This is a genomic window from Seohaeicola saemankumensis, from assembly GCF_021021435.1.
In the GTDB taxonomy this organism is placed as follows: domain Bacteria; phylum Pseudomonadota; class Alphaproteobacteria; order Rhodobacterales; family Rhodobacteraceae; genus Seohaeicola.
Map to the genome: position 1 here is coordinate 1 of NZ_JAINWI010000017.1, position 26,538 is coordinate 26,538.

Genomic DNA, 26,538 nt, shown 5'->3' on the forward strand with positions numbered 1-26,538 from the left:
TTGCTTTTTGTCATAACCATCATCCTTACTTAAGTTGATGGACTCCGACAAACCCGGAGCGATCGGGGTGAAGATTCAAGATCCCGCTGGGCGTGCCCGAACGTTTACCTATGATAGCGGTTGGCTTTCGATTGCAGAGACCGTTTCCGATGCCTAGACGGGCCACCGGCTCAACTTGAGGCTTAACCCGGGCGTGCTGACGTTGCCCCTGAACTTGCTGAACTCAGCCACGAACCTTGCCTCACCCATCCGGGCTATGTTTGGCTTCGTCAGGCCGAGGATGACTTCGAACGTTGTCTCAAGAGCTGTGGACCCTCTCATTTCTCGGCCAGATTTGTTGGCATGGTGAACCAGCAAAGATGCGACCCCTAAGCGTTTAAGTTGCAGGAAGAAGCCCTGCACCTTTTTAAATGCAGCCGAAGCGTTCTCATCTTCTAGACCCTCAGACAGGGTCGTAAAGTTGTCCAAGATTACAAGGTCTACTCCTTCCTTCTTGACCCTTGCTATCAGTTCCCTGTGCGTCTCCTCGTCAGTTAAGTCATAGAACGGTGCCTCTAGTTCTTGGTCTTGTCGCGCCAAGATGATCAGGTTCTTTAGCGCCGTGGGTTTCTGGGAGCGATACAGTATGCCTTGGTTGGGTCCTGAAAGTGTCACCAAGCGATCCTTCACGTCCTGAAGGTGCATTTCCCCATCAACATACAGGACCTTGCAAGGGGTCTCTGCGTACCAGTCGCCCAGCTTGCCACCTCCTGCAATCGCAAGGGCCAAACTAAGTGACAGCATCGTTTTGCCCACCCCTGATGCTGCCCAGATGATACAGGACTCCTCGGTCCGAAGCCAAGGATCGAGAAGCATTTTGCGCGGCTGGAAGGGGCGGTTCAGTAGGTCTTGGGCCGTGGTTGAGCGTAGGCCCGCAAGAGTTATCTTGGGCATGTATTGTCTCACTAGTGTTTGGGTTTTCCTTTGACCGACGACGATGTCGTCAGCCGAAGAAGGTCGCTCCTTCTCCTAGTGAGGACCGTTATTGACACTCATCAATGCAAATCACTGGCCTATCGTAGTTTTTAATGTCTAGGCTAATGGTAATTAAAGAGGCGCAAGGAGGTCAGAATGAGTGAAGCTGTATTGATTGTGGTTACGCTTTGGGGACAGGCAATCTTACAGGCCGATGCAGTGGTGACTGACTGGGACACTTGCTCGCGAAACGCGCTGAGAATTAACACGGCACCTTCAACCGACGGGACAACCACTGAGGCTTTCTGCCGAGGTGCTGACAGCCTTGTTGGCAAGTTCGGTCTAGAGTGACGAAAAAAGCGAGAGCCCTTTGACACGGCCTTGTCTTGGCTAGATCAGCGCGGTTTTCTCAGCGTTAGATTGAATAAGGCGTCCAGCTTTCAACCGCTTTCTCGCTAGCAAAGAAGCGTTCGCAGCATATACCGCTGCATCACTGGGAGGCTGTGTCCTTGGCCGTAAGTCTCCCCTACGCCCTGGCCAGCCCATCCGCCAATTCGGTCACTCAACTCCTTTGGCGCTTCTACATCCCTCAATCTGTCTTTCATCGTGTGCCTGAAGCTATGCAGCGTCTGCCCAGCGTGTGCTAACTCGTTGTCCTTGAGCCATTTATTCAGCGCGGAAGAGATGCCGTTGGCATTGAAGTCTCCCGTCGATCTCTTTGGGATCAACGATTGGAAAAGGAAATCTCCCTCAGTTCTAATAGCTTGCTGCGCTGCCCAGAGAGCGGCCCCGACTAAAGGCACGACCCTAGCGGAGTTCTTATTCTTGAGCCTTCTCAGCTCATTCGGGCGGATGACGATATGAGGGACATCAGCATCAAGATATACATCCTGTTTCTTCAGCCCCACGATCTCTGCCAATCTGGCCATCGTATCCGACAGCATTGCAATAACCCAACGGCGTTCATCGTTCACGGCCCTACAGACTGCCTGAATGGCTTGCAACTGGTCATTAGAGAAAGGCTTTCTCGGCTTGCGCTGTGCTTCATCAGCGTTGGGAATGGTCAAGCGTTCAAACGGGTTGGTCCTGTTCAGTTCGAACTCTAGGATACCCGTGGTGATCACAGGACGCACTTGAGATAGGTAACGTTTGATCGTTTCGGCCCCGACACCACGCTTCATCAGCCTGTTCACGAATTCATTGCCGTGTTCCCGCTTGAGATGGTCCAAGGAAATGTCACCCGTGATTTCAAGCAGCAGACCCCATGCTCTCTCAAACTGATCTTTGGCAACCTTTCCCTTCGGTCCTTTGCCCAGCGCAAAATGCTTGTCCTTGGCATCGCTCAACAGCTTGGGAACCGGGGCACCGTAGAGGATATCCAGAGTCAGCTTGTCTTGGGCCGATACCACAGGCGGTGGCTCATGAGGCTCATGTGTCCCGATAATCATATCCTGAAAGACAGATAGGAACGGGTTGTCTGGATATCGCACACCGTCCCCAGGAGCGAGGTCAGCGGCCTATAGCACTGCCAAAGAGATTTGAGGGTCAGCGCCGTCCTTGCGGCCTTCTCTGTGGGCTTGCCACAAAGCATCAAGACGACGGGTCTGCACATCGGCTCGCCTAGCTGCCTCGGCCTTGTCAGCGGTCTTCAGGCTGAAGAAGAGCTGGTGCACTTTGCCTTTGCCCAGGTTCTTGTAGATCGTCCTCACGTCCTCAGGAACACGACGACGGTAGTAGTAGGTATTACCCTTCTTTTGCACATGCTTACACATGACGCGGTAGGCCCCGAATTCAAACAGCAGAATCATGCTTGTGTAACCTCGTGTGTTACCTCAGGCAACACTCGAAACACGACCAAGGCATTGATAGCAAAAGGTTTATCAGTGATTTGGTGGCGGAGACGATGGGATTCGAACCCACGAGACCCTTCCGGGCCTACTCCCTTAGCAGGGGAGCGCCTTCGACCACTCGGCCACATCTCCGTCGACCCGTTTAGCGATTGTGCCAAGGCGCTGCAAGCGTCTTTCGTCCTCTCTTTGGTCAGATAGGCCGCAGAATATTGGCTGACAAGAAAACCGACGGGGGCGGCTTTCTGCGGTGGCGGTGGACATTCCAGCCGCGCCTGCCGGCGATCACCTACGGATAAGCCGCGTGCCGAAATATGGTCGTCAGGTGTTGAACAGGAAATGCAGCACGTCGCCATCCTTGACGATGTAGCTTTTCCCCTCGGCGCGCATCTTGCCAGCCTCTTTGGCGGGCTGTTCACCGCCCAGAGTTACGAAATCGTTGTAGGCGATGGTTTCCGCACGGATAAAGCCGCGTTCGAAATCGCCATGGATGACGCCTGCGGCTTGCGGGGCTGCCGTGCCTTGACGGATTGTCCAGGCGCGCGCCTCTTTCGGGCCCACCGTGAAATAGGTTTCCAGATGCAACAGCGCATAGCCTGCACGAATCAGACGGTCGAGTCCGGGTTCTTCCAGTCCCATCTCGGACAGGAACATCTCGGCTTCGTCATCCTCCAACTGGCTGATCTCTTCCTCGATCCGCGCCGAGATCACCACATGCGAATTGCCCTGCGCTGCCGCCATTTCAGCCACTTTGGCGGATAAGGCGTTGCCGGAGCCCGCATCGGCTTCGGCCACGTTGCAGACATAAAGAACCGGTTTCGTCGTCAGCAATTGCAGCATCCGCCAGGCTTTGGCGTCCTCGGCATCCACCTTGACGGTGCGCGCGGGCTGACCTGCTTCGAGTGCCGTCAGGGCAGCGCGCAACAGCATATCCTGTTGCACAGCTTCCTTGTCGCCGCCCTTGATCTTGCGAACGAGACCTTGCAGGCGTTTCTCGATGCTTTCCATATCGGCCAGCATCAGTTCCATCTCGATGGTCTCGGCATCGCTGACAGGATCGACACGGCCCTCGACATGGGTGATGTCATCATCCTCGAAACAGCGCAGCACATGGGCGATCGCGTCGCATTCGCGGATATTGGCCAGAAACTGGTTTCCCAGCCCCTCACCTTTTGACGCGCCTTTGACCAGACCGGCGATATCCACAAAAGTCATGCGCGTGGGGATGATCTGTTTGGAGCCAGCAATCGCTGCCAGTTTGTCCAGACGCTTGTCCGGCACGGCCACCTCACCGACATTCGGCTCGATCGTGCAAAATGGAAAATTAGCGGCCTGTGCTGCGGCCGTTCTGGTCAGCGCGTTGAACAGTGTCGACTTGCCCACATTGGGCAGCCCCACGATCCCCATCTTGAAACCCATCACCGGCCTCCTTTGTGTCGTTGGCCGGTCTTAAAGCGGCAGGGGGCGGGGGGCAAGGGCGCAGACTGTATCAAGCATTGAGTTTACCGCGCGTTTGCGGCACATGATGGCGACCGCAGGGAAGGACAGCCACACATGACACGGATCGACGCCAAATTTGCCGCTCTCAAGGCCGAAGGGAAAAAGGCCTTTGTGGCCTATGTCATGGCGGGAGATCCCGATTACGCCACCTCGCTGGAACTGATCAAAGGTCTGCCGGATGCAGGCGTGGATATCATCGAGATGGGTCTGCCCTTCACTGATCCCATGGCCGATGGCGAGACTATCCAGCTTGCCGGACAACGCGCTCTCGAAGCGGGTCAGACGCTGCAAAAGACGCTGGATATGGCGGCAGAGTTTCGCAAAAGCGATGTTAAGACACCAATCGTGCTGATGGGCTATTACAATCCGATCTTCAATCGTGGGGTCGAGACCTTTTTGAAAGATGCCAAGACTGCCGGTATCGACGGACTGATCGTGGTGGACCTGCCCCCCGAGGAAGATGACGAATTGTGCATTCCCGCGCAGAAGGCGGGGCTGAACTTTATCCGGCTTGCAACACCGACCACCGATGACAAACGTCTGCCCATGGTGCTGCAGAATACCAGCGGATTTGTCTATTATGTGTCGATCACGGGCATCACCGGATCGGCCGAGGCCAGCGCCGTGGATGTCGCGCCGGAAGTCACACGGATCAAATCGCAGACCGAACTGCCATTGATCGTAGGTTTCGGGATCAAGACACCCGAGGCCGCGCAAAGCATCGCATCCGTGGCCGATGGTTGCGTTGTAGGCAGTGCCATCGTGGCCGAGCTTGCCAAGGGACGAGCCGTCGCGGATGTGTTGGCTTTTGTGCGTTCTCTGGCGGATGGCGCGCATCGCGCCTGAACTTGAAATGAGCCTTAAACTGGATCCGGGCCTAGTCTTCGGAATCGCGTCGCTTGTCCAGCCAGACCCGCAGCCGCGTCAGCACTGGCAGGATTGTCCCCACATCCTGCGGTGACAGAACCTGCGACATATCGGCCAGATCACCCGCCAGCGCCGCGATTGTCTGCTCGCGCACCATGCGGCCCTCATCCGTCAGCCAGACCTGTTTTGATCTTTTGTCGGCAGGATTGGGGCGCATTTCGACCAGTCTGTGCTTTTCCAGACCTGCAAGAGTATGGCTCATCGAGGTTTTGGGAACTTGAAAGGCACGGGCCATTTCCAGCGGCGTGCGTCCATCGCCGACCCTTGTCAGATGGTTCAACACCGTGAAATGCGGCGCGATCAACCCTTCGGGCAATCGCGCCTCAAGCAAGGTGCGGGACAGTTGTTCGATGATTCCGATCTCGTTCAAGAGCCCGAAGTAATGTCCCGGACCCGAAGGTGGTCCGCCCTGTTCATGCGCCATCTCTCACTATGCTCTCCACCGGCCAACGCGGGCTGGGTCCGGTAGCGATACCATAGCCCAACCGCGCGAACATTTGCACGGTTCCGCCATCAGGTGCCAGCCTGTCATGGATGTTTTCGTAATACGCGGCCATTTCGGGATATTCCTGCAATGCTTGCGACAGCGGTTGAAGGCCCAGTCCCAGTGCTGTCGTCGCCAGATTTAGCCGCATCCAGTCCCTGCCCGCGCCGATTTGCGCGCTGCGGGAATTGTCGGGCGTGACCTGCCAGATATGGGCCATTGCGGTGTCCGTATTTTCCAGGACCGCGGCCAAGCCCTGCTGATAGGCGGCGGATGACCTGTCCATCGCCGCTTCGCGGGTGAAAAGGCCCGTGAGATGCATTGCCTCGAACAATGGACCGCTGAAGTCGATCCCATCGGGGTTGGCGTCGACCTCGGCGCGGCCGATTCGAAAAAGATCGACGCTTTCGCGGTAGGTGTGGGGTGTCTCGATCTCGATCACCAGCGCCTCATGCGACAGTTTCCGCAGTTCTGCGACTGTGGCGGAATCTGCCGTTGCTCCCGCGATGCTGCCATGGCGCATTTGCGCTGCCAGCGCGGTCAGCAGTTCAGGCGCCACCGCACGGGATATATCGAAGGGTTCTTTCAACGTGCGCCGGTTGGGTACCTGAGCAAAGAGCGGATCGCGTGCGATATCGGGTCGGGCATTGAAATATGCCACCGCCACCGGGCGCGCATCCAGAAACACGGAGTTCGACCCATCAGGAAACAGATCGAAGGTCACGGCATAACCATCCTCGGCCGCGGCCATTTGCATCAGTTCCAAAAAACACCCCAGACCGATAACGATCTGGCGGCTGAACGGATCAGTATGCGGCAGCAGACGGTTCGGATCGACAAAAAGTGTCACCCTGTCAGGGGTCGAGATATCCGCTATCCACGGCTGCCGGTTATGCGGGTTGGGTGCAAGAATGGCATAGCTGAGCGCGCGCAGGCGCGGGTCGTCATAGCCACCGGCTTGCGCCCAAGGAGCTACAGCACGATCGGGGCGGCGCGTGACCGCAAAGGCGCTGCCACCTGCAGCAGCAAGCACAAAGCCACCCCCCAGCAGAGCCAGTGTTTTTCGACGGGACAGAGTCATGGCGAATCTCCAAAGTGATACGATGTCGCTCTAATTAGTTCGATGTCGCACTAAATTGCAAGCGTAAATGAGCGATTGCCTGCCCTCCCGCCGATTGGTAATAAAAGCTAACCAATCCGTGAAAGGCCTTCCTGATGCCCGTGATTACCAGCATTGCCGACCTCAAGCGCATCTACGTCCGCAAAACGCCGAAAATGTTCTACGATTACTGCGAGAGCGGCAGCTGGACGGAACAGACCTTCCGCGAAAACACATCCGACTTCGACCAGATCCGCCTGCGCCAGCGCGTGGCTGTGGATATGACGGGCCGCAGCACGGCCAGCCAGATGATCGGGCAGGATGTCACCATGCCGGTGGCCTTGGCCCCTGTCGGCCTGACAGGTATGCAATGCGCGGATGGAGAGATCAAAGCAGCCAGAGCGGCCGAGAAATTCGGTGTGCCATTCACCCTGTCGACCATGTCCATCAATTCGATCGAGGATGTGGCAGAGGCCACCTCCAAGCCTTTCTGGTTCCAGCTCTACACCATGAAGGACACCGACTATGTCAGCCGCCTGATTCAACGCGCCAAGGATGCGAAATGTTCGGCCTTGGTGATCACGCTGGATCTGCAAATTCTGGGGCAACGGCACAAGGACCTGAAGAACGGCCTGAGCGCGCCACCCAAGCTGACCATTCCGACGATGGTGAACCTTGCAACCAAATGGTCTTGGGGGATCGGGATGCTGTCAGCCAAGCGGCGGCATTTCGGCAATATCGTGGGCCATGTGCACGGGATTTCGGACAATTCCAGCCTTGGCGCATGGACAGCCGAGCAGTTCGATCCAAGCCTCGACTGGGGCAAGATCGCCAAGATCAAGGAAGAATGGGGTGGTAAGGTCATCCTCAAAGGCATCCTTGACGCCGAGGATGCAAAAATGGCGCTGAGCGTCGGGGCGGATGCGATTGTCGTGTCCAACCATGGCGGTCGGCAGCTTGACGGGGCGATCAGTTCAATCCGCGCTTTACCCTCCATCCTTGACGCCGTGGGCGACCAGATCGAGGTGCATCTGGACAGCGGCATCCGGTCAGGTCAGGACGTGCTGAAAGCGGTCGCGATGGGGGCCAAGGGCACGTTCATCGGGCGCGCTTTCGTCTACGGTTTGGGCGCGATGGGCGAGGCTGGCGTCACAAAGGCGCTTGAGGTGATCCACAAGGAGCTGGATGTCTCGATGGCCCTGTGCGGCAAACGGAACGTGGCGGAACTGAACCGCGACGTGCTGCTGGTCCCCGAGGACTTTGAGGGCCGCTGGCAAGCGTAACCGCATGTCGTGATCCCGCAAGATGGCAGGGTAATGCAGCGCAAAACGGCTGGTTGTGCCTGTAAAAAGGCGCCCCAAAGGATGTGATTCCCCTCTTTTCAAGCGGGGGGAATGCGTCTATACGCGCGACTTCACGCGGGGATACAGCCTTGGAGGATCCCTGCCCTAACTTTTGGAGAGATATTATGGCTGAAGAGCTTCCTGATCTTCACGCCCATGTCCGGACGGGGACTGGCAAGGGCGCCGCTCGTCAAGCACGTCGCGACGGCATGGTACCGGGGATTGTTTACGGTGGCGGGGTTGATCCCGTTGCAATCAACATTCCTTTCAACGCGCTTCTGAAGCGCCTCAAGCAGGGTCGTTTCCTGTCGACGCTGTTCAACCTCAAGGTTGACGGCCACGACGATGTCCGCGTGATCTGCCGCAATGTGCAGCGCGACGTGGTCAAGGATCTTCCGACCCATCTGGACCTGATGCGCCTGCGCCGCACCAGCCGGATCAGTCTGTTCATCCACGTTGATTTCATCAACCACGACAAATGCCCCGGCCTCAAAAAAGGCGGCGTTTTGACAGTGGTACGTCCCGAAGTCGAACTGAACGTGCTGGCTGGCGATATTCCGGATCACATCACTGTTGATCTGGCCGGCCTGAACATCGGCGATACCGTGACGATCTCGGCTGTCACCCTGCCGGAAGGCAGCAAAGCGACCATCGACCGTGACTTCGTGATCGCCAACATCTCGGCCCCATCCGGTCTGCGTTCCGCAGGCGTGGAAGAGGATGAAGCAGAAGAAGACGGCGACGACACCGAAGAGTGATTGCGCCCCTCCGCAAAGCGGGGACAGTGACAGGCGCGGCCCTTGCGGGTCGCGCCTTATTCGTTTCTGCGATCAGCCTTGCTGCAATACCGTTTCGAATCCCTCGAACTGGGGCGGCCCCATCAGCGCGTCGCGCGTGGTGCTGTTGCCCGCGTTCTTGTGGCTGTCACGGAAAGCCTGCGACTTGGTCCAGCCCTCGAAATCAGCGCGGCTGGCCCAGTGCACATGCGAGGTATAAAGACGGAAGCCGTCGCCATCCGGCCCTTTCAGCAGGCGGAACTCGACAAAGCCCGGCATGTCGTTCAGCTTGCTTTCACGTGTGCGCCACATGGTCTCGAAGGTATCCTCATGGCCGTGGCGGACCTTGAAACGGTTCATTGCGAAATAGGACATCTCTGCCTCCAGTAGTTGGGAAAATGAGGGCTGGCGATGGGCTGGCTGGCGGTTTCTGTCGGGGGCGCATAAGATTGAAAACGCTGACCAAGGTCAATATCTTGCGGCCAGCGCACAGGACGGAAAGGCGGCAGAAATGAAGCTCTTTGCAGGGCTGGGCAATCCCGGCACGAAATACGCGGGGAACCGGCACAATATCGGCTTCATGGCGCTTGACGCTATTGCCGAGGCCCATGGCTTCGCGCCGTGGCGGGCGAAATTCCAGGGCCTTGTCAGCGAGGGGCAGATGGGTGGCCACCGCGTCGTGCTGCTCAAGCCGCAGACTTTTATGAACCTTTCGGGCCAGTCCGTGACCGAGACAATGCGCTTTTTCAAGCTGGACCCGGCCGATCTGACCGTCTTCCATGACGAGTTGGACCTTGCCCCCGGCAAGATCCGTCTGAAACAGGGCGGCGGGCATGCTGGGCACAATGGCTTGCGGTCGATCCATGGCCATATTGGTGAGGCTTATGCCCGCGTGCGTCTGGGCATCGGTCATCCCGGCCACAAGGACCGAGTCGCGGGCTATGTGCTGTCGGATTTTACCAAAGCAGATCAGACCTGGCTGGAGGATATGATGCGCGGCATTGCGGAAGGCGCGCCGATGCTAGCCGCCGGTGAAGGGCCGAAGTTTCTGAACGCCGTGGCACAACGCATGGCACCGGCAAAGCCGCCCAAAGTGGCCCCTGCGGCAACCCAAGCGCCTGCTGCTGCCAAGCCAGCAACGGCACCGGACACCCGCAATCCGTTGGAGCGGTTGATCGACCGCTTTCGCTGACCCTGTTCCCCCAAGAACTGCCGCCAAAAGGATATTGCCGATGCGTTCCCTGTTGAAATGGACCCTGCGGGGGCTTGCGATGCTGGTGCTGGCCGCCGCTGTTCTGGGTTTCTGGAAGCGCGAAGAGATCACGCGCCTTCTGGCAGTGAACAGCCTTTTCGCGGAAGAGAAGATTGTCGGCAATTTCAGCGCTATGGACCGCTTGTTTCTGACCGAGCCGATGTCGCGCGGCGACGGGCCAGTCAGCCCCTTGCCACGCGGCGCTGATATCACACCACCCGCGGGCATGGATGACTGGATTGACGAACGGGCTATCACCGCTCTTGTCGTTCTGAAAGATGGCGTGATACGCCATGAAAGCTATCATCTTGATACCACCGCAACGGATCGTCGGATCAGCTGGTCGGTGGCAAAATCCTATCTGTCCGCGCTGATGGGGATCCTGTTGGAGGAAGGAACCGTCGACAGCCTTGACGATCCGGTCACGAAATACGTCCCCTCACTGGAAGGCACTGCCTATCATGGGGCCAGCATCCTGAACGTGCTGCAAATGGCCAGCGGAGTCACCTTCAACGAGGACTATCTGGACTTCAACTCGGATATCAACCGGATGGGGCGTGTGCTGGCACTGGGCCAGTCGATGGACGACTTTACCACGGGTCTGACCGAAACCTTCACAGAGCCAGGGCAGCAATGGCAATATGTGTCGATTGATACCCATGTGATCGGGATGATCATCAGAGGTGCCACCGGACGCAGCATTCCGGACCTTATGCAGGAAAAACTTATCGCACCGATGGGGCTTGAGGCCGATCCGCTCTATGTGACGGACGGTTTCGGCACAGCTTTCGTGTTGGGCGGGCTGAACCTGCTCACGCGGGATTACGCGCGGTTTGGGCAGATGTTCCTGCAAATGGGTGAATGGAACGGGCGACAGATCGTCCCGATCGACTGGGTCGCAGCCTCGACCGAGCCTTCGGCCCCTACTGCGCCAGGTGCAGAACAATACGGGCTGCAATGGTGGATGGCCCCCGATGCGCCCGAGGGCGAGTTTTACGCGCGCGGGATTTACGGACAGTATATCTACGTGAACCGTGCCCTGAATGTGGTGATCACTGCCAACGGGGCAGACAGGGGGTTCCGAACACCCGGAGCCAATATGCAGAACATTGCCATGTTCCGCCGCATCGCCGATGCTATGTAGGCATGCAAACCCGATGTAACGAAAGAGGTCGCCATGGTTCTGGACAAATACGCATCCGTCAATGTGCTTGGCGAAGCGCTGGCCCCCTGCTCACTGGACCCGCTGACAGGGTTTTTCCGCGACGGTCACTGCAATACATGCGCCGAGGATCAGGGAAGCCACACAGTCTGCGCCATCATGACCGCCGAGTTTCTGGCATGGTCCAAGTATGTGGGTAACGACCTGTCTACCCCGCGGCCCGAATTCGGTTTTGCCGGATTGCGACCGGATGATCACTGGTGCCTTTGCGCGGGACGCTTCTTGCAAGCGGTGGAGGAAGGCTGCGCGCCGCGCATCAATCTGGATGCGACCCATCAAAGCGCGCTGGAGATCGTCCCGCTGGAGGTTCTTGTCCGGCACGCTTTGCCCGAGTAGCCCGCGGCGGGATTCGAGTATTTTTCGGCAAGGTGAAACCGGGAAGAATGCTCTTCCCGGTTTCAAAGTGCTTCAAACAATCGAAAATCAGACCTTCATGTCAAAGCCAAGATGTTTGGCGACGGTGAAAATGTCCTTGTCGCCACGTCCGCACATATTCATCACGATGATATGGTCGGCGGGCAGGTCCGGCGCGATCTTCGCGACATGGGCCAGCGCATGGCTGGGTTCCAATGCGGGAATGATGCCTTCCAGCGCGCAGGATAGCTGGAACGCTTCAAGCGCTTCCTTATCCGTGATGCTGACGTATTTGGCGCGGCCGATATCGTGCAGCCAGCTATGTTCGGGCCCGATGCCAGGATAGTCGAGACCTGCCGAGATCGAAAAGCCTTCAAGAATCTGGCCGTCCTCGTCCTGCAACAGATAGGTGCGGTTGCCGTGCAACACCCCGGGGCGGCCGCCGGTGAGGGAGGCGCAGTGCTGCATGGTCTCGTCCACGCCTTTGCCACCCGCCTCGACCCCGATGATATTCACGGACGGATCGTCAAGGAACGGGTAGAAGAGGCCCATCGCGTTCGATCCGCCGCCGATGGCCGCGATCACGGTATCAGGCAGACGCCCCTCGCCTTCCTGTTCGGCCAGTTGCCAGCGGACTTCCTTGCCGATGATCGACTGGAAGTCGCGCACCATGGCAGGGTAAGGGTGCGGGCCAGCAACTGTGCCGATGCAGTAGAACGTATCGCGCACATTCGTCACCCAGTCACGCAGCGCGTCGTTCATGGCATCCTTGAGGGTGCCGCGCCCTGATGTGACAGGCACAACCTCGGCACCCAGCAGGCGCATGCGGAAGACGTTGGGGGCCTGACGTTCGACGTCATGCGCGCCCATGTAGACAATGCATTTCAGCCCGAACTTGGCGCAGACGGTGGCCGTGGCCACGCCGTGCTGACCGGCTCCTGTTTCCGCGATGATACGGGTCTTGCCCATGCGGCGGGCGAGGATGATCTGGCCCAGCACATTGTTGATCTTATGAGCCCCGGTGTGGTTCAACTCGTCGCGCTTGAGGTAGATCTTGGCTCCGCCGAAATGCTTGGTCATCCGGTCCGCGTAGTAAAGCGGCGAGGGGCGGCCCACATAATGGGTCCACAGGTCGTCCATCTCGGCCCAGAAGGTGGGATCGGTCTTGGCCTTCTCATACTCCTCCTCTAGCGAGAGGATCAGGGGCATCAGGGTTTCGGACACGAAGCGCCCGCCGAACTGGCCGAAACGGCCCTTCTCGTCGGGGCCGGTCATGAAGGAATTGATCAGGTCTTCGGGCATCTGTGGCACCTTCCTTTGAATTGCCATGTATCTAGCGCCTCTGCCCCGTCCGGTAAAGCCACGCGCAAGCCTTTTCACCGGCGGCGCTCATGCTCACGTTTATGTGACATCTGCTTTTGAAACTTCCTGCAGGGCAATCCCGTGACTTGTTTGTTCCTTCAACTCCGGGGGGATTTACGACGTAACCGAAGAGGATAAAGAAATGACCAAATTCATCATGGCATTGGCCGCAACCACCGCATTTGCAGCCCCCTTGTCCGCCCAGACCGCTATCGGTCTTGTCGGAGACAACACTATTGTTACGATCGACACCTCGACCGCAACGGTCACAAACTCGGTCACACTGGAAGGCACTGCCCTTCTGGGGATCGATTACCGTGCAGCCACAGCGCAGATCATCGGTGTCACCAGCGATCAGGCCGTCATCACCATTGATCCCGCTTCCGGCGACGTGACCCAACTGTCGCAGATGGCGACGATGCTGCCGGTGGGCGATATGCCCGTTGTCGTGGATGTGAACCCCGTTCCCGACCGCTTGCGCTTTATGACGGGCACAACGAACCACCGTGTGAATATGGATACCGGTGAGGTGACCGTGGACGGAGATCTGCATTTCGACGCTGCGGATGCCAATGCCGAGACCGCTCCGATGATCGTCGCGGTGGGCTATATCAACAGCTTCGGCAAGCCCGAGAGCACGGCAATGTATGACATCGACGCCGGCCTGAATGCGCTGATCCGCCAGACCGCGCCGAATGACGGCACATTGGCAACCATCGGAGATCTGGGTGTGATGCCGAATGGCCCACTGTCCTTTGACGTTGCAGGCTCGGCCGAGGGCACCAACACCGCTTGGCTGGGTACAGGCGATGCGATCCACACGGTCGATCTGGAGACAGGTGTGATCATCGAAAGCTGGACCGTGAACGGGCTGGACGGGATGATCCGCGACCTGACAATCATGCCCTAATCCGCTTACGGTAAAAACAGAAGAAGGCGCAGCTTGTGCTGCGCCTTTTGCGTTTTCAGTCATGTTGAGGCGACCAATCCACATTCAGACGAAATGCGGTCCGGACAGTATCAGTTGTCGGACAAGGCGCGTGTGATCTGCGCCATAGCCGAGACCGGATCGGTTAGAGAGCCGTCAGCGCCGACCGTCACAGCCACATCCGGATGCAGATGCGTGATCTCGCCTGCCACATAAATCAGGGCTCCGGGCGTCAGCAGTCGCACTGCGCGCACGAATCTGGCCATCGGCATGATCATGGCCGCCGATGACGCCGAAAGACCGATCACCGGATATGCCCCAAGATGTTGCGCCATCAGAAGTTCGTCATGGTCCTGCCCGATCTCGAGGTCGATTTCCCAGCCCTCGCGACGGAACAAATCGGCGGCCATCGACACGCCCATCACATGGCTTTCACCGGGGCAGGCCGCGAAGAGCGCACGGCGCAGCGGGCCGCCCTCGCGGTCATAGAATATCTTTTTCAGACCGCAGATAATCGCCGTCAGACGGCTGGTCGCCAGCGTCACCTGAAGAAAGCCGATCTCGTCCTGATCCCACATCTGTCCCAAGCGGCGGGCCGCGCCGCTGATATAGCCGATATAGACCTCCGACAGCGGCAGCCCGTCGGCCTGCAAGCCGATCAGCATATCCGATGCGGCCGCATGGCTATCGGACAGAAGCGCACCAACCAGCATGTCGATCTCAGCCGATGTGGCGTGATGGTCGGACAGATGCGCGCGTTTTGGATGTTCAGCAAGACGGCGCACCACTTCGCGGGCTAGTTCGGTGACAACTCCTGTCTCCAAACGCTCTGCCTGTCTTTCCGCCGCTGTCAGCGCCGAATGAAAGAGTCTTTGATCAATCACAGCATCCCCTCCGCGACATTTCCATGTCTACGGCCATGCCAGCGGATGGTGCCAGTCTTGCCGTCGTCTGCCATAGGCAAATCGAACGGATTTGGCAGGTTTCGCGCCTTAATCCGGTTTTCCGGCATGTCCCTCGAATGCCAAGGTATACCGAAATCTCGAATCGTCAAAAAGAATCTGGGGTGGAATTTCGCAGCAGCTTTTAGCGGTCAGCGCAGCGAGGGCGGCGCATTCACAATATTGCCATCACGGGCCGCCGCGACGAAAGCCGCGATCAGAGCGCGGTCCTTGACTCCCGGTGCGCTTTCCACACCCGAGGCGACGTCGACCTGCAAAGTTCCGGTCCGGCGCACGGCCTCGGCCACGTTGTCCGCGTTCAGGCCGCCCGCCAGCATCCACGGCTTGGTCCAATACTTGCGCGCCGCCAGCAGCCTCCAATCGAAGGTCAGACCATTGCCGCCCGGCAGGATAGCGCCCCGCGGAGGTTTGGCATCTATCAACAACTGGTCCGCCACTTCGGAATAGATGTCGATCTGCTCCAGATCGTCGGGGCCGGCGATGCCGATGGCCTTCATCACGGGCAAGCCATAGCGCTGGCGCAATTCAGCCACGCGCGCGGGCGTTTCATGCCCGTGAAGCTGCAGGATATCCAGCGGCACAGTGCCGAGAAGTGCATCAAGTGTCGCATCATCGGCATCAACAACCAACGCGACCTTGGCCAGACCGGAAGGTGCGGCAAGGGCCAGATCGCGCGCCAAATCGGGCGCGACATAGCGCGGTGAGGGCGGGAAAAAGTTGAAGCCCGCATAGGTCGCGCCGCCCTCGGCCACAGCATGCACGTCTTCTTCGGTCGTCAGACCGCAGATTTTGACCTTTATATCAGATGTCATGCCGCCCCCGTCACACCCCAACCATCGCATGTCTGGCGGATAACCGGTTCAGGAGGCTTCGTCCAGCAAGGCCAGAACGTCGTCCTGCCCTTCGTTCTTCATGCGCTTCTCGCGGCGCAGCTCGCGTTCCAGCGTTTCGACCTCGCGCCCGCGGCGGGCTGCTTCGGCGCGGTGCTTGTGCTCGCGCAACCATTCCCAGACAAAGCCGATCAGCACACCCGCAATGATACCGCCAAAAATTACCACAAAAAGCGGCAAGGTGATCTGGGCACCAAACCCGATCAGTTCGGCCACTGTTTCAGGCAACAGGTTTAACGTCACCTCGGCACGATTTGCGGTCGCAACCACAATCAGAACGATGGCAAGGCTAACCAAAAAGGCATAGCGGATGTAACGCATAGGCTTGGATCACTTTCCGTTAAGGCGGTCGCGCAGCAGTTTCCCCGTCTTGAAAAAGGGCACGAACTTCTCTTCCACTGGCACAGTTTCGCCGGTACGTGGGTTGCGCCCGATCCTGGCGTCGCGCTTCTTGACTGAAAAGGCGCCAAATCCGCGCAGTTCCACCCTGTCACCCCGCGCCATGGCATCGGTAATTTCTTCAAAGATAGTGTTTACGATCTTTTCCACATCGCGCTGGAACAGATGCGGGTTTTCATCGGCAATCTTCTGAATCAGTTCCGATCTGATCATCAGTCATATCTCCCAGGTGCAGTCGTCTGTCTCTCGCAGCTTGTCGCCGACTATAGAAACAAAGATCGCATCCCGAAACAGGAACGATGTGCGAAATCAGATATTTGACGGTTCGGGACACATAAGCATGCAGATTCTTGCCGCCAATTGGCCCGCCTCGGCGCGGTGTCGCGGATTTGCTGCGGCGCAGCGCTGGTCAAGGACATGATTTTAATTCAGACGCGCGCGCTTGATTCGCAAAAGTAAACGGCCCCGCCTTTGCAGCGGGGCCGTTCCGTTTATTGTCAGACCAACCCGAAGGTCGGGATCACTTGTCGCCTTTCAGCGCGGCGCCAAGAATGTCACCCAGCGATGCACCCGAGTCGGAGGAACCGTACTGTTCAACGGCTTCTTTCTCTTCCGCGATCTCGCGGGCTTTGACCGACACGCCCAGACGACGGGTCTTGCTGTCCACGTTGGTCACGCGCACATCGACCTTGTCGCCAACCGAGAAACGCTCGGGACGCTGTTCGGAGCGCTCGCGGCTGAGATCGGAGCGGCGGATGAAGGATTTCATGCCTTCATATTCCACTTCGACGCCACCCTCTTCGATCGCGGTCACGGTCACGGTGATCACCGATCCACGCTTCACGCCGCCCACGGCTTCGGCGAATTTATCGCCACCGAGTGCTTTGATCGACAGGCTGATACGCTCTTTCTCGACATCCACTTCCGAGACAACGGCCTGAACCATGTCGCCTTTGCGGTAGTTCTGGATCGCATCCTCGCCACGCTCGTCCCATGACAGGTCGGACAGGTGAACCATGCCGTCGATATCGCCGGGAAGACCGATGAACAGACCGAATTCGGTGATGTTCTTGACTTCGCCTTCGACCTCGGTGCCCTCGGGATGGGTTTCTGCAAACACTTCCCACGGGTTACGCATGGTCTGCTTGAGACCCAGCGACACGCGACGCTTGGCGGCGTCGATTTCCAGCACCATGACTTCCACTTCCTGCGAGGTAGAAACAATCTTGCCGGGGTGCACGTTTTTCTTGGTCCAGCTCATTTCTGAAACATGGACCAGACCTTCGACACCGGCTTCCAGTTCGACGAATGCGCCGTAATCGGTGATGTTGGTCACGCGGCCCGTATGAACGGATTCCAGCGGATACTTGGCGGCGACCAGATCCCACGGATCTTCCTGAAGCTGCTTCATGCCCAGGCTGATGCGGTGAGTGTCCTTGTTGATCTTGATGACCTGGACCTTGATGGTCTCGCCGATCGCCAGAATCTCGGAGGGGTGGTTGACGCGGCGCCATGCCATGTCGGTGACGTGCAGCAGGCCGTCAACGCCGCCCAGATCAACAAACGCACCGTATTCGGTGATGTTCTTGACCACACCATCGACAGTCTGACCCTCGGTCAGGTTGCCAATGACTTCGGCGCGCTGTTCGGCGCGGCTTTCTTCCAGAATGGCGCGGCGCGACACAACGATGTTGCCACGACGACGGTCCATTTTCAGGATCTGGAAGGGCTGCTTGAGACCCATCAGCGGGCCAGCGTCGCGCACGGGGCGCACATCCACCTGAGAGCCGGGAAGGAACGCGACAGCGCCGCCCAGATCCACAGTGAAGCCACCTTTGACGCGGCCAAAGATCGCGCCATCGACACGCTCTTCGTCAGCATAGGCTTTTTCAAGACGATCCCAAGCTTCCTCGCGGCGGGCCATTTCACGCGAAATGACAGCTTCGCCACGGGTATTCTCGACCTGACGGAGGAAAACCTCGACAGTATCGCCGACTTTGATGTCGGGCTGTTCACCGGGATTTGCGAATTCTTTAAGATCAACGCGGCCTTCCATCTTGTAGCCGACGTCGATGATGGCCTGTCCCGCTTCAATCGCGATGACCTTGCCTTTGACAACCGAACCCTCTTCGGGGGTGTCCATTTCGAAGCTTTCGTTCAGGAGGGCTTCGAAATCCTCCATCGTTGCGTTCTGAGCCATGTGGTCTCTGATTTCCTTTTCACACTTTGTTTTCTGGCCGTGCGGTTGTCTCCGCCGGTCTTGGAGTTGGTCTTGTGGCTACCCTAAAACACAAGAGGGCCGGAACGTCCGACCCTGCCCGCCTTTTGTTTTATGGCCTTTAATGCCTTGGTGACAGTGCGCCCTATACTGCCTTGGGGCTGCTCAGGCAAGGGTTATTGCGATTCTTTCCGCCTGCTGCGCGTTCATCCCCGTGCGTCGATTGCCGCAATCGCGGCTTCTATGGCAGCGCCGATATCCATCGCGGATGTATCAATCAACACGGCGTCATCGGCGCAGCGCAGGGGTGCCGTACTGCGGTCGCGGTCGCGGGCGTCACGCTCGTGTACGTCCTGCAAAACTTCGGCAAAGGACATATTACTACCAGAAGACGACAGTTCCGCATACCGCCTGCGGGCGCGGACCTCGGGGCTTGCGGTCACAAAAAGCTTGGCCTCGGCCTCGGGGCAGATGACGGTGCCTATATCGCGCCCGTCCAGCACCGCACCCCCTGCCCTGCGGGCAAAGGCGCGCTGGAAATCCAGCAGCGCCGCGCGCACTTCGGGAATTGTTGCCACCTTGCTGGCCGCTTGCGCCGCCTCCGCGCCGCGCAGATCCTTTCGGTCCAGATCGGTCTGGGTCAGGCTTTGCGCCGCCTCAACCGGATCGACGCCTTCCAGCATCCGGCACCCTACGGCACGGTACAAAAGTCCCGTATCCAGATGAGCAAAGCCGAAATGCGCGGCAACAGCGCGACTTATCGTACCTTTGCCCGCGGCCGCCGGACCGTCGATTGCGATTGTGAACGCCATTGAAAGGGCTCCTTTAGACAAGCGCTACCGCAAGCGGCACCCGACTTCAATAAACCGGACCGTTGTGCCGGTAATCGCGCCAGACCATCCACAGCAGCGCCAGTGCCAATGCCAGCAACGCGTATTTGCCCTGCGTCAGCGCCGAGGCGTGATCGGCCAGACCCGGATCACCGCTTTGGACAATCCCGCGCAAAACGGCGTTTTCCCACAGATCGGTTGCAGTGTAGAGAAATGGCACCACCGCCAGAAAACCCCGCCCCAGACGCCAGATGGCACTGGCCAGAAGCACGCCCAGAAGCGGCGGGAACAGGGTATCGAGCCACGAAACCGGCCCGAGATAGATTGCGCGCCCCTGCTCTCCCATGGCGTCAAGCCAGCCCCCAAGTCGCAGGGCATCATAGCCGGTGATCCATGCATCCGGCGGCAACAGCCCTCCGCTTGCAGGACGCAGCCAGATCATTCCCACACCCAGCAGCAGCACATAGACCAGCACGGTCAAGGCCGTCAGCACCCGGATGTAGCGCCCGTAGCTCATGCAATGTCGCGCGTGATTCGCGCGCCCAAGGCCTGCATCAGCGGCTCGAAAACGGGAAAGGATGTGGCGATCGGCCCGCCGTCATCCACGGCGACAGGCGCGCCCGTGACCATGCCCAACACCAGAAAGGACATGGCGATGCGGTGATCCAGATGGCTGGCGACAGTCGCGCCGCCCGGAATGTTGCCATGTCCCATGCCGGTCACGCTCCACCAGTCAGGCCCGTCCTCGACTGCGATACCGTTGGCGCGCAGGCCCGTCGCCATCGCCTCGATCCGGTCGCTTTCCTTGACGCGCAATTCCTTGACGCCGCGCATCATGGTTGTCCCCGTCGCACAGGCCGCGACAACCGACAGTACAGGATATTCGTCGATCATGCTGGCCGCCCGCGCAGGCGGTACCTCGATCCCTTTCAGGTCAGGCGAGAAACGCGCGCGTAGATCGGCCACGGGTTCGCCACCTTCCTCGCGCAGGTTCTCGTAGGTCAGGTCGGCACCCATCTCCTGTAAGGTGGTGAACAGCCCTGCCCGCGTCGGATTCAGGCCGATATTGGGCACCAGCACATCCGAGCCGGGAACGATCAGCGCCGCACAAACAGGAAAAGCAGCACTTGAGGGGTCGCGCGGGACCACGATATCCTGCGCCACCAGTTCGGGTTGGCCCGTCAGGGTGATCTCTCGTCCCTCCGCGGTGTCGCGGGTCTCGATCTGCGCGCCGAAACCTGCCAACATCCGTTCGGTATGATCCCGCGTCGCCTCGCGCTCGATCACCACGGTCTGGCCGGGGGCGTTCAGCCCTGCCAGCAGCAGGGCGGATTTCACCTGCGCCGATGGGACCGGCACGGCGTAGCGGATCGGCACGGGATCGACAGCCCCCACAATCGTCATGGGCAGGCGCCCACCCGACCGACCGACCGACTGCGCGCCAAACAAGGCCAGCGGATCGGTCACCCGCGCCATTGGACGTTTGTTCAGGCTGGCGTCGCCGGTAAAGGTCGCGCTGATCGGGGAGGTCGCCATCGCCCCCATGATCAGGCGCACGCCTGTGCCAGAATTGCCGCAGTCGATGACCTGTTCCGGTTCGGCAAAACCGCCCACGCCCACGCCAAAAACCGACCAGCGCCCGCCGCCATGTTCAACCACCTCGGCCCCGAAAGCGCGCATGGCGCGGGCTGTGTCCAGCACATCCTCGCCTTCCAGCAGGCCCTCGATACGGGTCTCGCCCACACTCAACGCGCCAAGGATCAGCGCGCGGTGGCTGATGGACTTGTCGCCCGGCACATGCGCCTCGCCGGTCAGCGGGCCGCAAGCGGTAGAAATCATCGGAACAGGGGCGCCATGACCGGACATCGGTTCACTCCTCACAACGGGTTGGACGCGTGATAGCCCAGCGGAAAGGTCCGGTCCATCATCCCTGCTTCTTCTTGCAAAAAATATCCATGCGCGCGGCCAGCCCGATAGACCAAGCGCTTCAGGATCAGCGCCGCCGAAAAGTCAGGTAGTGCGGCACGCGTCCCTCGCGCAGGGCTTTTTGCTCGTAGCGCGTGGAAATCCAGTCGGGCCAGGCTTTCCGCCAGTCTTCCGGCCCTTCGGCCAGCCATTCGAACCCCGCTTTGGGCACTTCTTCCAGCGTCTGGCGGACATAGTCGGGAATATCGGTCGCCACGCGGAATATCGCGCCGGGTTTCAAGACCTGCGCCAAAGGCTCCAGATGTTCTTGTGTGACAAAGCGGCGGCGGTGATGGCGTTTCTTGGGCCATGGATCGGGATAAAGCAGAAAGGCCCGCGCGACGCTGGCTGCGGGCAAGACGTCGAACAGGTTGCGCACATCGCCAGGATGGATGCGGATATTGCTGACGCCTGCTTTGCGGATCTTGCCCAAAGCCATTGCCACGCCATTGAGGAAAGGCTCACAGCCGACAATGCCCACATCCGGATTGGTCGCGGCCTGATGAACCATGTGTTCTCCAGCACCGAACCCGATTTCCAGCCACAGATCGCGCCCGGCAAAAAGCGCCTCCAGATCCAACGGAACACGGTCAGGGTTTTCTTCCCAGCCGACAGGACCGGGCGACAGCGCGTCAAGATCCTCATCCAGCATCTGGAACTGGCTGTCGCGCATGGTCTTGCCCTTGAAGCGACCATAGAAGTTGCGCCACGGCGCCCCTGAGAGGTGTTTATCTTCTGTCATGCCTGCCTCCTAGCGGGATCATGTCAAAGCATCAAGCAGGCGGATACCGGGCAGGTCCAGCGCCACGAAAAACGGCGCGTCTTTCGACACGCCGCCTTTGTTTGAATAGATTTCCGGATCAGACGGCTTTCTTCAGCGCCTCTGCCAGATCGGTACGCTCCCAACTAAAGCCGCCATCCGCATCAGGCGCGCGACCGAAATGGCCGTAGGCCGCCGTGCGGGCATAGATCGGGCGGTTCAGCGACAGATGCGTTCTGATCCCGCGCGGGGTCAGGTCCATCACCTTGGGGATTGCGGTCTCGATCGCCGCAGCCTCGATTTCGCCGGTGCCATGGGTGTCGACATAGATCGACAGCGGTTTGCTGACGCCGATGGCATAGCTAAGCTGGATCGTGGCGCGTTTGGCCATACCGGCGGCGACGATGTTCTTGGCCAGATAGCGCGCAGCATAGGCGGCCGAGCGGTCAACCTTCGTCGGGTCCTTGCCAGAGAAAGCGCCGCCGCCATGTGGTGCAGCCCCGCCATAGGTATCCACAATGATCTTGCGCCCTGTCAGCCCGGCATCACCGTCGGGACCGCCGATTACAAAGGTACCGGTCGGGTTGATCCACCATTCCGTTGCGTCGTCGATCCAGCCATCAGGCAGGACTTGGCGAATATAGGGTTCCACAATATCGCGGATCACGGCGCTGGTCTGGCTGGCATCAGCATGTTGCGTGGACAGCACGACCTGACTGACCCCCACCGGCACGCCGTTTTCATAGCGAACGGAAAGTTGCGATTTGGCGTCGGGGCGTAGCAGAGGCTCGGCCCCCGATTTACGCGCCTCAGCCAGTCGGCGCAGGATGGCATGCGCAAACTGGATCGGGGCGGGCATCAGCGCGTCGGTCTCATCCGTAGCATATCCGAACATGATGCCCTGATCGCCCGCGCCTTCATCCTTGTCCCCGCTGGAGTTCACGCCCTGCGCGATATGTGCGGATTGCTCGTGCAGCAGGTTTGTTATCTCGCAAGTGGCATGATGGAACTTGTCCTGCTCATAGCCGATATCCTTGATGCAGGCGCGCGCGATATCCGGGATGCGTTCCATATACTCGGCCAGCTTGGCTTGGTCCGACAGACCAACCTCGCCACCGATGACAACGCGATTGGTGGTGGCAAAAGTCTCGCAAGCAACACGCGCCTCGGGTTCTTCGCTCAGGAAGGCATCAAGAACCGCGTCGGAAATACGGTCGCAGACCTTATCAGGGTGTCCCTCCGAGACGGACTCGGAAGTAAAAATATAGTTCTGTCGTGACATGAATAGTGCTCCATTGGGTTCAGCCCGTCACGCCAGGAAGCCGTTGTGACGAGGGTGTCGCCGTGGTTACGCCCCGCCCGAACCAGCGTCAATTCCTATTTTACGGCGACGCAGGATCACCGACTGGACGACGGACAGCAGCACAAGAAATGCAATCCCCGAGATCACAGGCACCTCGCCTGTTCGTGCATAGAACGTCGGGGCATGGGGCGCTGGCAGTTCCGCGTCCAGCCAGCCTGCCTCGCCCAGCGGGATTTGCGCCGTGACGCGACCCAAGGGGTCGATCATCGCCGAGACACCCGTATTGGCCACGCGGATCATAGGCAGGCCCTGCTCGACCGCCCGCAAGCGCGCTTGGGCCAGATGTTGGTAGGGGCCAGAAAAAGCCCCGAACCACGCGTCATTGGTGATCTGCATCAGGAAGTCAGGGCGTTCAGGCGCGTCGATGACTGCATTGGGAAAAACCGCCTCGTAGCAGATCAGAGGCAATGCGCGACCCAATGGCCCCAGATCCATCAGACGCGGGCCCGGACCGGCAGAGAACCCGCCCCCGCGCGAGGCGGCCATTCCATGTATCCCGAAGCGGGCCATGATCTCGCCGAAGGGCATGTATTCTCCAAAAGGTACAAGATGATGCTTGTCATAAATCCCGCGGACCACGCCATCTTGATCAAGGTATAGGGCCGAATTATACGTGCGCTGCCCGATAAAGCGCTGGATACCCAGCACAACGGGCACGCCTGCCGCCGCTTGGCTGATCGCCAGCAATTCGGGTTCGGCGTTTTCCAGAAGAACGCTCAGCGCCGTTTCCGACCAGATGACAAGATCGGGACGTGACCTGTCAGTGTCCGGTCCCAGTGCCGCAGTAAAATCGACTTGTCGCTGGAAAAAGAGCGGGATCATCGTGCGATCCCATTTCAGGTGTTGCGGAATATTCGGCTGGATCATTCGGATCACCGGACGATCCGCCGCTTGAGCCAGTGTGTCACCTGCATCCGTAGAGGGGGAAACACCCCCCCCATGCGACATCATGCCACCCCAGATTGCAGCAGCGCCAAGCAAGGCCACACCACCTGCCCCCCACCACCGGCGCGAAGGTGTCAGCAACAAAAGTAAAGAGGCCCCAGCGCCCAGCGCCAGTAGCGTCAGCCCGTGATGACCGGCAAGACCCGCCAACTGCACAACAGGCGTGTCGATCCAGACATGACCGATCAAGGCCCAAGGAAATCCGGTCAGCACATAGGAGCGTGCCACTTCGACAGCCGCGAAAATGGCGATCAGGGACAGAACTGTGCCACCAAGCGCGCGACTTGCAGCGCCTGCCACAGCCCAGAACAACGCGAGCCCTGCCGACATGCCCACCAAGGCGAAGGGGGCCATCCACCCATGCCGTTCCGGTTGGATCAGAAACGGCTCGATGATCCAGAAAAGGGCCAGTGCGAAATACCCCGTACCGGCGGCCCAGCCTGTCCAGCCAGCCGTGCGAGGGTCCGGCGCATTGCGGATCAGTGCGAAAAGCAGGGTTAAGCCCAGAATGGACAGCGGCCACAAATCAAACGGCGCCTGCCCCAGAGCGGCCAGCGTACCGGCCAGAACAGCCAGTAGAATGCGCCCGCGCAGACGCATTCCGGCGGGATGCATTTCAGGCGGCAGACGCATTCGGCAGACGCACCCGCAACCTCTTGATCCTGCGGGGATCCGCATCGACGACTTCAAACTCGACACCGGCAGGATGCTGCACGACCTCGCCACGAACCGGCACACGGCCTGCGAGCATGAAGACCAAACCGCCCAGCGTGTCTATTTCCTCTTCGTCCACATCCTCGTGTTCGGTGAGCGACAGGCCAATCTCGGCCTCGAAATCGTCCAGCGGGGTTTTGGACTGCGCCAGATACTGACCCGGCTTTTCGACCGACCAGAACTGGTCCTCGTCGGTGTCGTGCTCGTCCTCGATCTCGCCGATGACCTGCTCGATCAGATCCTCGATCGTCAGAAGCCCGTCAACACCACCATATTCATCAATCACGAGCGCCATATGCTTGCGCTCCGACTGCATCTTCTGCAGCAAAATGCCGATCGACATCGACGCGGGCACATAGAGCAGTGGGCGCAGCATCTGCTTGAGCGAGAATTCGCTGGAATTTCCGTTGAAGCCATGTTTGAGCGCGAAATCCTTGAGGTGCAGCATTCCCAAGGGCGTATCCAGAGTGCCTGAATAGACCGGAAGACGCGTCAAACCTGTTTCGCGGAACAACTCAACCAGTTCATCCATCGTGATCGTGTCCGGAACAGCGGTAATATCCGCTTTCGGGATCGCCACATCCTCGACCCGCATGCGGCGCAGGTTCAGAATGTCATGCACTTCATGAAGCTTCGGCGCAGTATTTTGTGCCTTGGTTTCCTCGGTCGTTTCGGTACTGTCCGAAGGGCTTAGCGCCCCGATGATCCGGCGAAAAAACCCGCCCGATGCCGTGCCTTCGGTCTCTGGATTGGGCAGCGCGCTTCGCGCCGCCTCAGAAGACCCGTCTATACTGTCGCCCATTTTACCTTTCCAAAATATGGAAGCGTGGCTTCCTGAAAAATTCAGTTACGCGCAATGTGCCCGCACCGATACTGCTAATATGGGTCAGGGACCCCCATTCTGCCAAGTATCGCCACCTCGATTGTTTCCATCAAAGTGGCATCCTTGTCACGCAGATGATCATATCCCAGCAAATGCAACGTTCCGTGAACCACCAAATGGGTCACATGATCGGCGAAAGGCTTGCCCGCTTCCGAGGCTTCGCGCATGCATGTTTCCCACGCTATGGCGATATCACCAAGGGCGATCCCGTCTTCCTCGATCTCGACGGCGAAAGGGTCGTCTTGCGGTGTATCATCGGGAACGTAAGGTGCCTCGCCATCTTCCTCGGCCGCCAGATCTTGCGCCGGCCAACTCAGGACATTGGTCGGCACTGGCTTTCCTCGGAACTCGGCGTTCAGAACCGCGATCCGCGCGTCGTTACAACCCAGCAGGCTAACCACGTATAAATCGGGATCCAGTCCCAGATGATCCAGCGTGGCGCGCGCAGCACGCTCGGCCAAACCTGCCAGATCCGCTGGGTTCCAGCGGTCATCCTCGATCTGTATGTCTGTTAGCATGTCACTTCTTCACAGCGCGGGCGGATTGCCCCCGCGTCCTCAA

General features: G+C 59.0%; 28 protein-coding genes, 1 tRNA gene, 1 pseudogene and 1 riboswitch. Of the genes and pseudogenes, 8 read left to right on the forward strand and 22 right to left on the reverse strand.

Annotated features, from left to right (window positions below; all coding sequences use genetic code 11):
* Nucleotides 1-153: 153 nt before the first annotated feature.
* Nucleotides 154-933 (reverse strand): AAA family ATPase, encoded by a 780-nt coding sequence (locus K7H22_RS15605; RefSeq protein ID WP_230801810.1) that lies wholly within the window; start codon nucleotides 931-933, stop codon nucleotides 154-156.
* A 177-nt stretch (nucleotides 934-1,110) separates the two neighbouring features.
* Between K7H22_RS15605 and K7H22_RS15610 the strand changes: the two genes are divergently transcribed.
* On the forward strand, nucleotides 1,111-1,305 hold the full coding sequence (locus K7H22_RS15610; protein ID WP_230801811.1) for a hypothetical protein: 195 nt from the start codon (nucleotides 1,111-1,113) through the stop codon (nucleotides 1,303-1,305).
* Between the two features lie 104 nt (nucleotides 1,306-1,409).
* Here K7H22_RS15610 and K7H22_RS15615 read toward each other — a convergent pair whose 3' ends face one another.
* The 4 genes from K7H22_RS15615 to ychF all read right to left on the reverse strand — a co-directional run bounded on the left by K7H22_RS15615 (nucleotide 1,410) and on the right by ychF (nucleotide 4,220).
* Nucleotides 1,410-2,402, reverse strand: a complete 993-nt coding sequence (locus tag K7H22_RS15615; RefSeq protein WP_230801812.1) for a tyrosine-type recombinase/integrase — start codon at nucleotides 2,400-2,402, stop codon at nucleotides 1,410-1,412.
* Nucleotides 2,403-2,471: 69 nt separating this feature from the next.
* Nucleotides 2,472-2,762, reverse strand: a complete 291-nt coding sequence (locus tag K7H22_RS15620) for a DUF6538 domain-containing protein (protein WP_230801813.1) — start codon at nucleotides 2,760-2,762, stop codon at nucleotides 2,472-2,474.
* An 84-nt stretch (nucleotides 2,763-2,846) separates the two neighbouring features.
* A tRNA-Ser gene (locus K7H22_RS15625) sits at nucleotides 2,847-2,936 on the reverse strand.
* A 186-nt stretch (nucleotides 2,937-3,122) separates the two neighbouring features.
* The gene (gene ychF / locus K7H22_RS15630) at nucleotides 3,123-4,220 is read right to left on the reverse strand and encodes a redox-regulated ATPase YchF (RefSeq protein WP_230801814.1); all 1,098 of its coding nucleotides are present in this window, start codon (nucleotides 4,218-4,220) and stop codon (nucleotides 3,123-3,125) included.
* A 135-nt stretch (nucleotides 4,221-4,355) separates the two neighbouring features.
* Between ychF and trpA the strand changes: the two genes are divergently transcribed.
* Nucleotides 4,356-5,147, forward strand: a complete 792-nt coding sequence (gene trpA / locus K7H22_RS15635) for a tryptophan synthase subunit alpha (RefSeq protein WP_230801815.1) — start codon at nucleotides 4,356-4,358, stop codon at nucleotides 5,145-5,147.
* Between the two features lie 31 nt (nucleotides 5,148-5,178).
* Here the strand turns inward: trpA and K7H22_RS15640 are convergent, their stop codons facing one another.
* Complete coding sequence (locus tag K7H22_RS15640) at nucleotides 5,179-5,652, reverse strand: MarR family winged helix-turn-helix transcriptional regulator (RefSeq protein WP_230801816.1); 474 nt, start codon at nucleotides 5,650-5,652, stop codon at nucleotides 5,179-5,181.
* Nucleotides 5,642-6,793 carry an Acg family FMN-binding oxidoreductase gene (locus K7H22_RS15645; protein WP_230801817.1) on the reverse strand — a complete coding sequence of 384 codons (1,152 nt, stop codon included), beginning with the start codon at nucleotides 6,791-6,793 and terminating at the stop codon, nucleotides 5,642-5,644. Before K7H22_RS15645 ends, K7H22_RS15640 begins: the two co-directional genes overlap by 11 nt.
* A 134-nt stretch (nucleotides 6,794-6,927) precedes the next feature.
* Between K7H22_RS15645 and K7H22_RS15650 the strand changes: the two genes are divergently transcribed.
* Nucleotides 6,928-8,094 (forward strand): alpha-hydroxy acid oxidase, encoded by a 1,167-nt coding sequence (locus K7H22_RS15650; protein ID WP_230801818.1) that lies wholly within the window; start codon nucleotides 6,928-6,930, stop codon nucleotides 8,092-8,094.
* A gap of 185 nt (nucleotides 8,095-8,279) precedes the next feature.
* Nucleotides 8,280-8,912, forward strand: a complete 633-nt coding sequence (locus K7H22_RS15655; protein WP_230801819.1) for a 50S ribosomal protein L25/general stress protein Ctc — start codon at nucleotides 8,280-8,282, stop codon at nucleotides 8,910-8,912.
* 72 nt (nucleotides 8,913-8,984) lie between these two features.
* Here K7H22_RS15655 and K7H22_RS15660 read toward each other — a convergent pair whose 3' ends face one another.
* Nucleotides 8,985-9,305 carry an antibiotic biosynthesis monooxygenase family protein gene (locus K7H22_RS15660; RefSeq protein ID WP_230801820.1) on the reverse strand — a complete coding sequence of 107 codons (321 nt, stop codon included), beginning with the start codon at nucleotides 9,303-9,305 and terminating at the stop codon, nucleotides 8,985-8,987.
* Nucleotides 9,306-9,441: 136 nt separating this feature from the next.
* On the opposite strand from K7H22_RS15660, the gene pth reads away from it, so the two are divergent.
* Genes pth through K7H22_RS15675 form a run of 3 tightly spaced genes read left to right on the forward strand, consistent with a single transcriptional unit; the run spans nucleotide 9,442 to nucleotide 11,740 of the window.
* On the forward strand, nucleotides 9,442-10,122 hold the full coding sequence (gene pth / locus K7H22_RS15665; protein ID WP_230801821.1) for an aminoacyl-tRNA hydrolase: 681 nt from the start codon (nucleotides 9,442-9,444) through the stop codon (nucleotides 10,120-10,122).
* A 40-nt stretch (nucleotides 10,123-10,162) separates the two neighbouring features.
* Nucleotides 10,163-11,326 (forward strand): serine hydrolase domain-containing protein, encoded by a 1,164-nt coding sequence (locus tag K7H22_RS15670; protein WP_230801822.1) that lies wholly within the window; start codon nucleotides 10,163-10,165, stop codon nucleotides 11,324-11,326.
* 33 nt (nucleotides 11,327-11,359) lie between these two features.
* The gene (locus K7H22_RS15675) at nucleotides 11,360-11,740 is read left to right on the forward strand and encodes a DUF2237 family protein (protein ID WP_230801823.1); all 381 of its coding nucleotides are present in this window, start codon (nucleotides 11,360-11,362) and stop codon (nucleotides 11,738-11,740) included.
* Nucleotides 11,741-11,827: 87 nt separating this feature from the next.
* On the opposite strand, the gene trpB is transcribed toward K7H22_RS15675, so the two are convergent.
* Nucleotides 11,828-13,060: a tryptophan synthase subunit beta gene (trpB, locus tag K7H22_RS15680; RefSeq protein ID WP_230801824.1), complete on the reverse strand. Its 1,233-nt coding sequence runs from the start codon at nucleotides 13,058-13,060 to the stop codon at nucleotides 11,828-11,830.
* A gap of 202 nt (nucleotides 13,061-13,262) precedes the next feature.
* Here trpB and K7H22_RS15685 point away from each other — a divergent pair, with 202 nt between their 5' ends.
* On the forward strand, nucleotides 13,263-14,030 hold the full coding sequence (locus K7H22_RS15685; RefSeq protein ID WP_230801825.1) for a DUF4394 domain-containing protein: 768 nt from the start codon (nucleotides 13,263-13,265) through the stop codon (nucleotides 14,028-14,030).
* 110 nt (nucleotides 14,031-14,140) lie between these two features.
* On the opposite strand, the gene K7H22_RS15690 is transcribed toward K7H22_RS15685, so the two are convergent.
* From K7H22_RS15690 to ybeY, 13 genes and pseudogenes are all read right to left on the reverse strand, one after another.
* Entirely contained in the window at nucleotides 14,141-14,932 is a 792-nt protein-coding gene (locus K7H22_RS15690) for a cobalamin B12-binding domain-containing protein (RefSeq protein WP_230801826.1), read from the reverse strand.
* A 209-nt stretch (nucleotides 14,933-15,141) separates the two neighbouring features.
* The gene (locus K7H22_RS15695; protein ID WP_230801827.1) at nucleotides 15,142-15,822 is read right to left on the reverse strand and encodes a phosphoribosylanthranilate isomerase; all 681 of its coding nucleotides are present in this window, start codon (nucleotides 15,820-15,822) and stop codon (nucleotides 15,142-15,144) included.
* Nucleotides 15,823-15,870: 48 nt separating this feature from the next.
* Nucleotides 15,871-16,221: a LapA family protein gene (locus tag K7H22_RS15700; RefSeq protein WP_230801828.1), complete on the reverse strand. Its 351-nt coding sequence runs from the start codon at nucleotides 16,219-16,221 to the stop codon at nucleotides 15,871-15,873.
* Nucleotides 16,222-16,230: 9 nt separating this feature from the next.
* Entirely contained in the window at nucleotides 16,231-16,512 is a 282-nt protein-coding gene (ihfB, locus tag K7H22_RS15705) for an integration host factor subunit beta (RefSeq protein WP_230801829.1), read from the reverse strand.
* A gap of 307 nt (nucleotides 16,513-16,819) precedes the next feature.
* A pseudogene (gene rpsA, locus K7H22_RS15710) lies at nucleotides 16,820-18,514 on the reverse strand (30S ribosomal protein S1); the annotation flags it as partial.
* 209 nt (nucleotides 18,515-18,723) lie between these two features.
* Complete coding sequence (locus tag K7H22_RS15715; RefSeq protein ID WP_230801830.1) at nucleotides 18,724-19,329, reverse strand: (d)CMP kinase; 606 nt, start codon at nucleotides 19,327-19,329, stop codon at nucleotides 18,724-18,726.
* A 46-nt stretch (nucleotides 19,330-19,375) separates the two neighbouring features.
* On the reverse strand, nucleotides 19,376-19,864 hold the full coding sequence (locus K7H22_RS15720) for a hypothetical protein (protein ID WP_230801831.1): 489 nt from the start codon (nucleotides 19,862-19,864) through the stop codon (nucleotides 19,376-19,378).
* Nucleotides 19,861-21,213, reverse strand: a complete 1,353-nt coding sequence (aroA, locus tag K7H22_RS15725; protein ID WP_230801832.1) for a 3-phosphoshikimate 1-carboxyvinyltransferase — start codon at nucleotides 21,211-21,213, stop codon at nucleotides 19,861-19,863. The genes K7H22_RS15720 and aroA overlap by 4 nt, the downstream gene beginning before the upstream one ends.
* A 127-nt stretch (nucleotides 21,214-21,340) precedes the next feature.
* Nucleotides 21,341-22,054, reverse strand: a complete 714-nt coding sequence (gene trmB, locus K7H22_RS15730) for a tRNA (guanosine(46)-N7)-methyltransferase TrmB (protein WP_230801833.1) — start codon at nucleotides 22,052-22,054, stop codon at nucleotides 21,341-21,343.
* 118 nt (nucleotides 22,055-22,172) lie between these two features.
* Nucleotides 22,173-23,354, reverse strand: a complete 1,182-nt coding sequence (gene metK, locus K7H22_RS15735) for a methionine adenosyltransferase (protein WP_230801834.1) — start codon at nucleotides 23,352-23,354, stop codon at nucleotides 22,173-22,175.
* Between the two features lie 6 nt (nucleotides 23,355-23,360).
* Nucleotides 23,361-23,409, reverse strand: a riboswitch (SAM-SAH riboswitch).
* Nucleotides 23,410-23,420: 11 nt separating this feature from the next.
* Complete coding sequence (gene lnt / locus K7H22_RS15740) at nucleotides 23,421-25,013, reverse strand: apolipoprotein N-acyltransferase (RefSeq protein WP_230801835.1); 1,593 nt, start codon at nucleotides 25,011-25,013, stop codon at nucleotides 23,421-23,423.
* A complete protein-coding gene (locus tag K7H22_RS15745) occupies nucleotides 24,997-25,896 on the reverse strand; it encodes a hemolysin family protein (RefSeq protein WP_230801836.1) in 900 nt (299 codons plus the stop codon). The genes lnt and K7H22_RS15745 overlap by 17 nt, the downstream gene beginning before the upstream one ends.
* 74 nt (nucleotides 25,897-25,970) lie before the next feature.
* Complete coding sequence (gene ybeY, locus K7H22_RS15750; RefSeq protein WP_230801837.1) at nucleotides 25,971-26,495, reverse strand: rRNA maturation RNase YbeY; 525 nt, start codon at nucleotides 26,493-26,495, stop codon at nucleotides 25,971-25,973.
* Nucleotides 26,496-26,538: the final 43 nt, after the last annotated feature.

Bases quoted from the DNA above. Each gene is read 5' to 3' on its own strand.
- lnt (WP_230801835.1), bottom strand. From the start codon at position 25,013: ATGCGTCTGCCGCCTGAAATGCATCCCGCCGGAATGCGTCTGCGCGGG.
- K7H22_RS15615 (WP_230801812.1), bottom strand. From the start codon at position 2,402: ATGATTATCGGGACACATGAGCCTCATGAGCCACCGCCTGTGGTATCG.
- metK (WP_230801834.1), bottom strand. From the start codon at position 23,354: ATGTCACGACAGAACTATATTTTTACTTCCGAGTCCGTCTCGGAGGGA.
- K7H22_RS15715 (WP_230801830.1), bottom strand. From the start codon at position 19,329: ATGGCGTTCACAATCGCAATCGACGGTCCGGCGGCCGCGGGCAAAGGT.
- trpA (WP_230801815.1), top strand. From the start codon at position 4,356: ATGACACGGATCGACGCCAAATTTGCCGCTCTCAAGGCCGAAGGGAAA.
- trpB (WP_230801824.1), bottom strand. From the start codon at position 13,060: ATGCCCGAAGACCTGATCAATTCCTTCATGACCGGCCCCGACGAGAAG.
- aroA (WP_230801832.1), bottom strand. From the start codon at position 21,213: ATGTCCGGTCATGGCGCCCCTGTTCCGATGATTTCTACCGCTTGCGGC.
- K7H22_RS15685 (WP_230801825.1), top strand. From the start codon at position 13,263: ATGACCAAATTCATCATGGCATTGGCCGCAACCACCGCATTTGCAGCC.
- K7H22_RS15745 (WP_230801836.1), bottom strand. From the start codon at position 25,896: ATGGGCGACAGTATAGACGGGTCTTCTGAGGCGGCGCGAAGCGCGCTG.
- ybeY (WP_230801837.1), bottom strand. From the start codon at position 26,495: ATGCTAACAGACATACAGATCGAGGATGACCGCTGGAACCCAGCGGAT.
- K7H22_RS15605 (WP_230801810.1), bottom strand. From the start codon at position 933: ATGCCCAAGATAACTCTTGCGGGCCTACGCTCAACCACGGCCCAAGAC.
- K7H22_RS15700 (WP_230801828.1), bottom strand. From the start codon at position 16,221: ATGCGTTACATCCGCTATGCCTTTTTGGTTAGCCTTGCCATCGTTCTG.
- K7H22_RS15655 (WP_230801819.1), top strand. From the start codon at position 8,280: ATGGCTGAAGAGCTTCCTGATCTTCACGCCCATGTCCGGACGGGGACT.
- K7H22_RS15660 (WP_230801820.1), bottom strand. From the start codon at position 9,305: ATGTCCTATTTCGCAATGAACCGTTTCAAGGTCCGCCACGGCCATGAG.
- K7H22_RS15720 (WP_230801831.1), bottom strand. From the start codon at position 19,864: ATGAGCTACGGGCGCTACATCCGGGTGCTGACGGCCTTGACCGTGCTG.
- K7H22_RS15675 (WP_230801823.1), top strand. From the start codon at position 11,360: ATGGTTCTGGACAAATACGCATCCGTCAATGTGCTTGGCGAAGCGCTG.
- K7H22_RS15695 (WP_230801827.1), bottom strand. From the start codon at position 15,822: ATGACATCTGATATAAAGGTCAAAATCTGCGGTCTGACGACCGAAGAA.
- K7H22_RS15650 (WP_230801818.1), top strand. From the start codon at position 6,928: ATGCCCGTGATTACCAGCATTGCCGACCTCAAGCGCATCTACGTCCGC.
- K7H22_RS15620 (WP_230801813.1), bottom strand. From the start codon at position 2,762: ATGATTCTGCTGTTTGAATTCGGGGCCTACCGCGTCATGTGTAAGCAT.
- K7H22_RS15640 (WP_230801816.1), bottom strand. From the start codon at position 5,652: ATGGCGCATGAACAGGGCGGACCACCTTCGGGTCCGGGACATTACTTC.
- K7H22_RS15670 (WP_230801822.1), top strand. From the start codon at position 10,163: ATGCGTTCCCTGTTGAAATGGACCCTGCGGGGGCTTGCGATGCTGGTG.
- ychF (WP_230801814.1), bottom strand. From the start codon at position 4,220: ATGGGTTTCAAGATGGGGATCGTGGGGCTGCCCAATGTGGGCAAGTCG.
- ihfB (WP_230801829.1), bottom strand. From the start codon at position 16,512: ATGATCAGATCGGAACTGATTCAGAAGATTGCCGATGAAAACCCGCAT.
- trmB (WP_230801833.1), bottom strand. From the start codon at position 22,054: ATGACAGAAGATAAACACCTCTCAGGGGCGCCGTGGCGCAACTTCTAT.
- K7H22_RS15645 (WP_230801817.1), bottom strand. From the start codon at position 6,793: ATGACTCTGTCCCGTCGAAAAACACTGGCTCTGCTGGGGGGTGGCTTT.
- K7H22_RS15610 (WP_230801811.1), top strand. From the start codon at position 1,111: ATGAGTGAAGCTGTATTGATTGTGGTTACGCTTTGGGGACAGGCAATC.
- pth (WP_230801821.1), top strand. From the start codon at position 9,442: ATGAAGCTCTTTGCAGGGCTGGGCAATCCCGGCACGAAATACGCGGGG.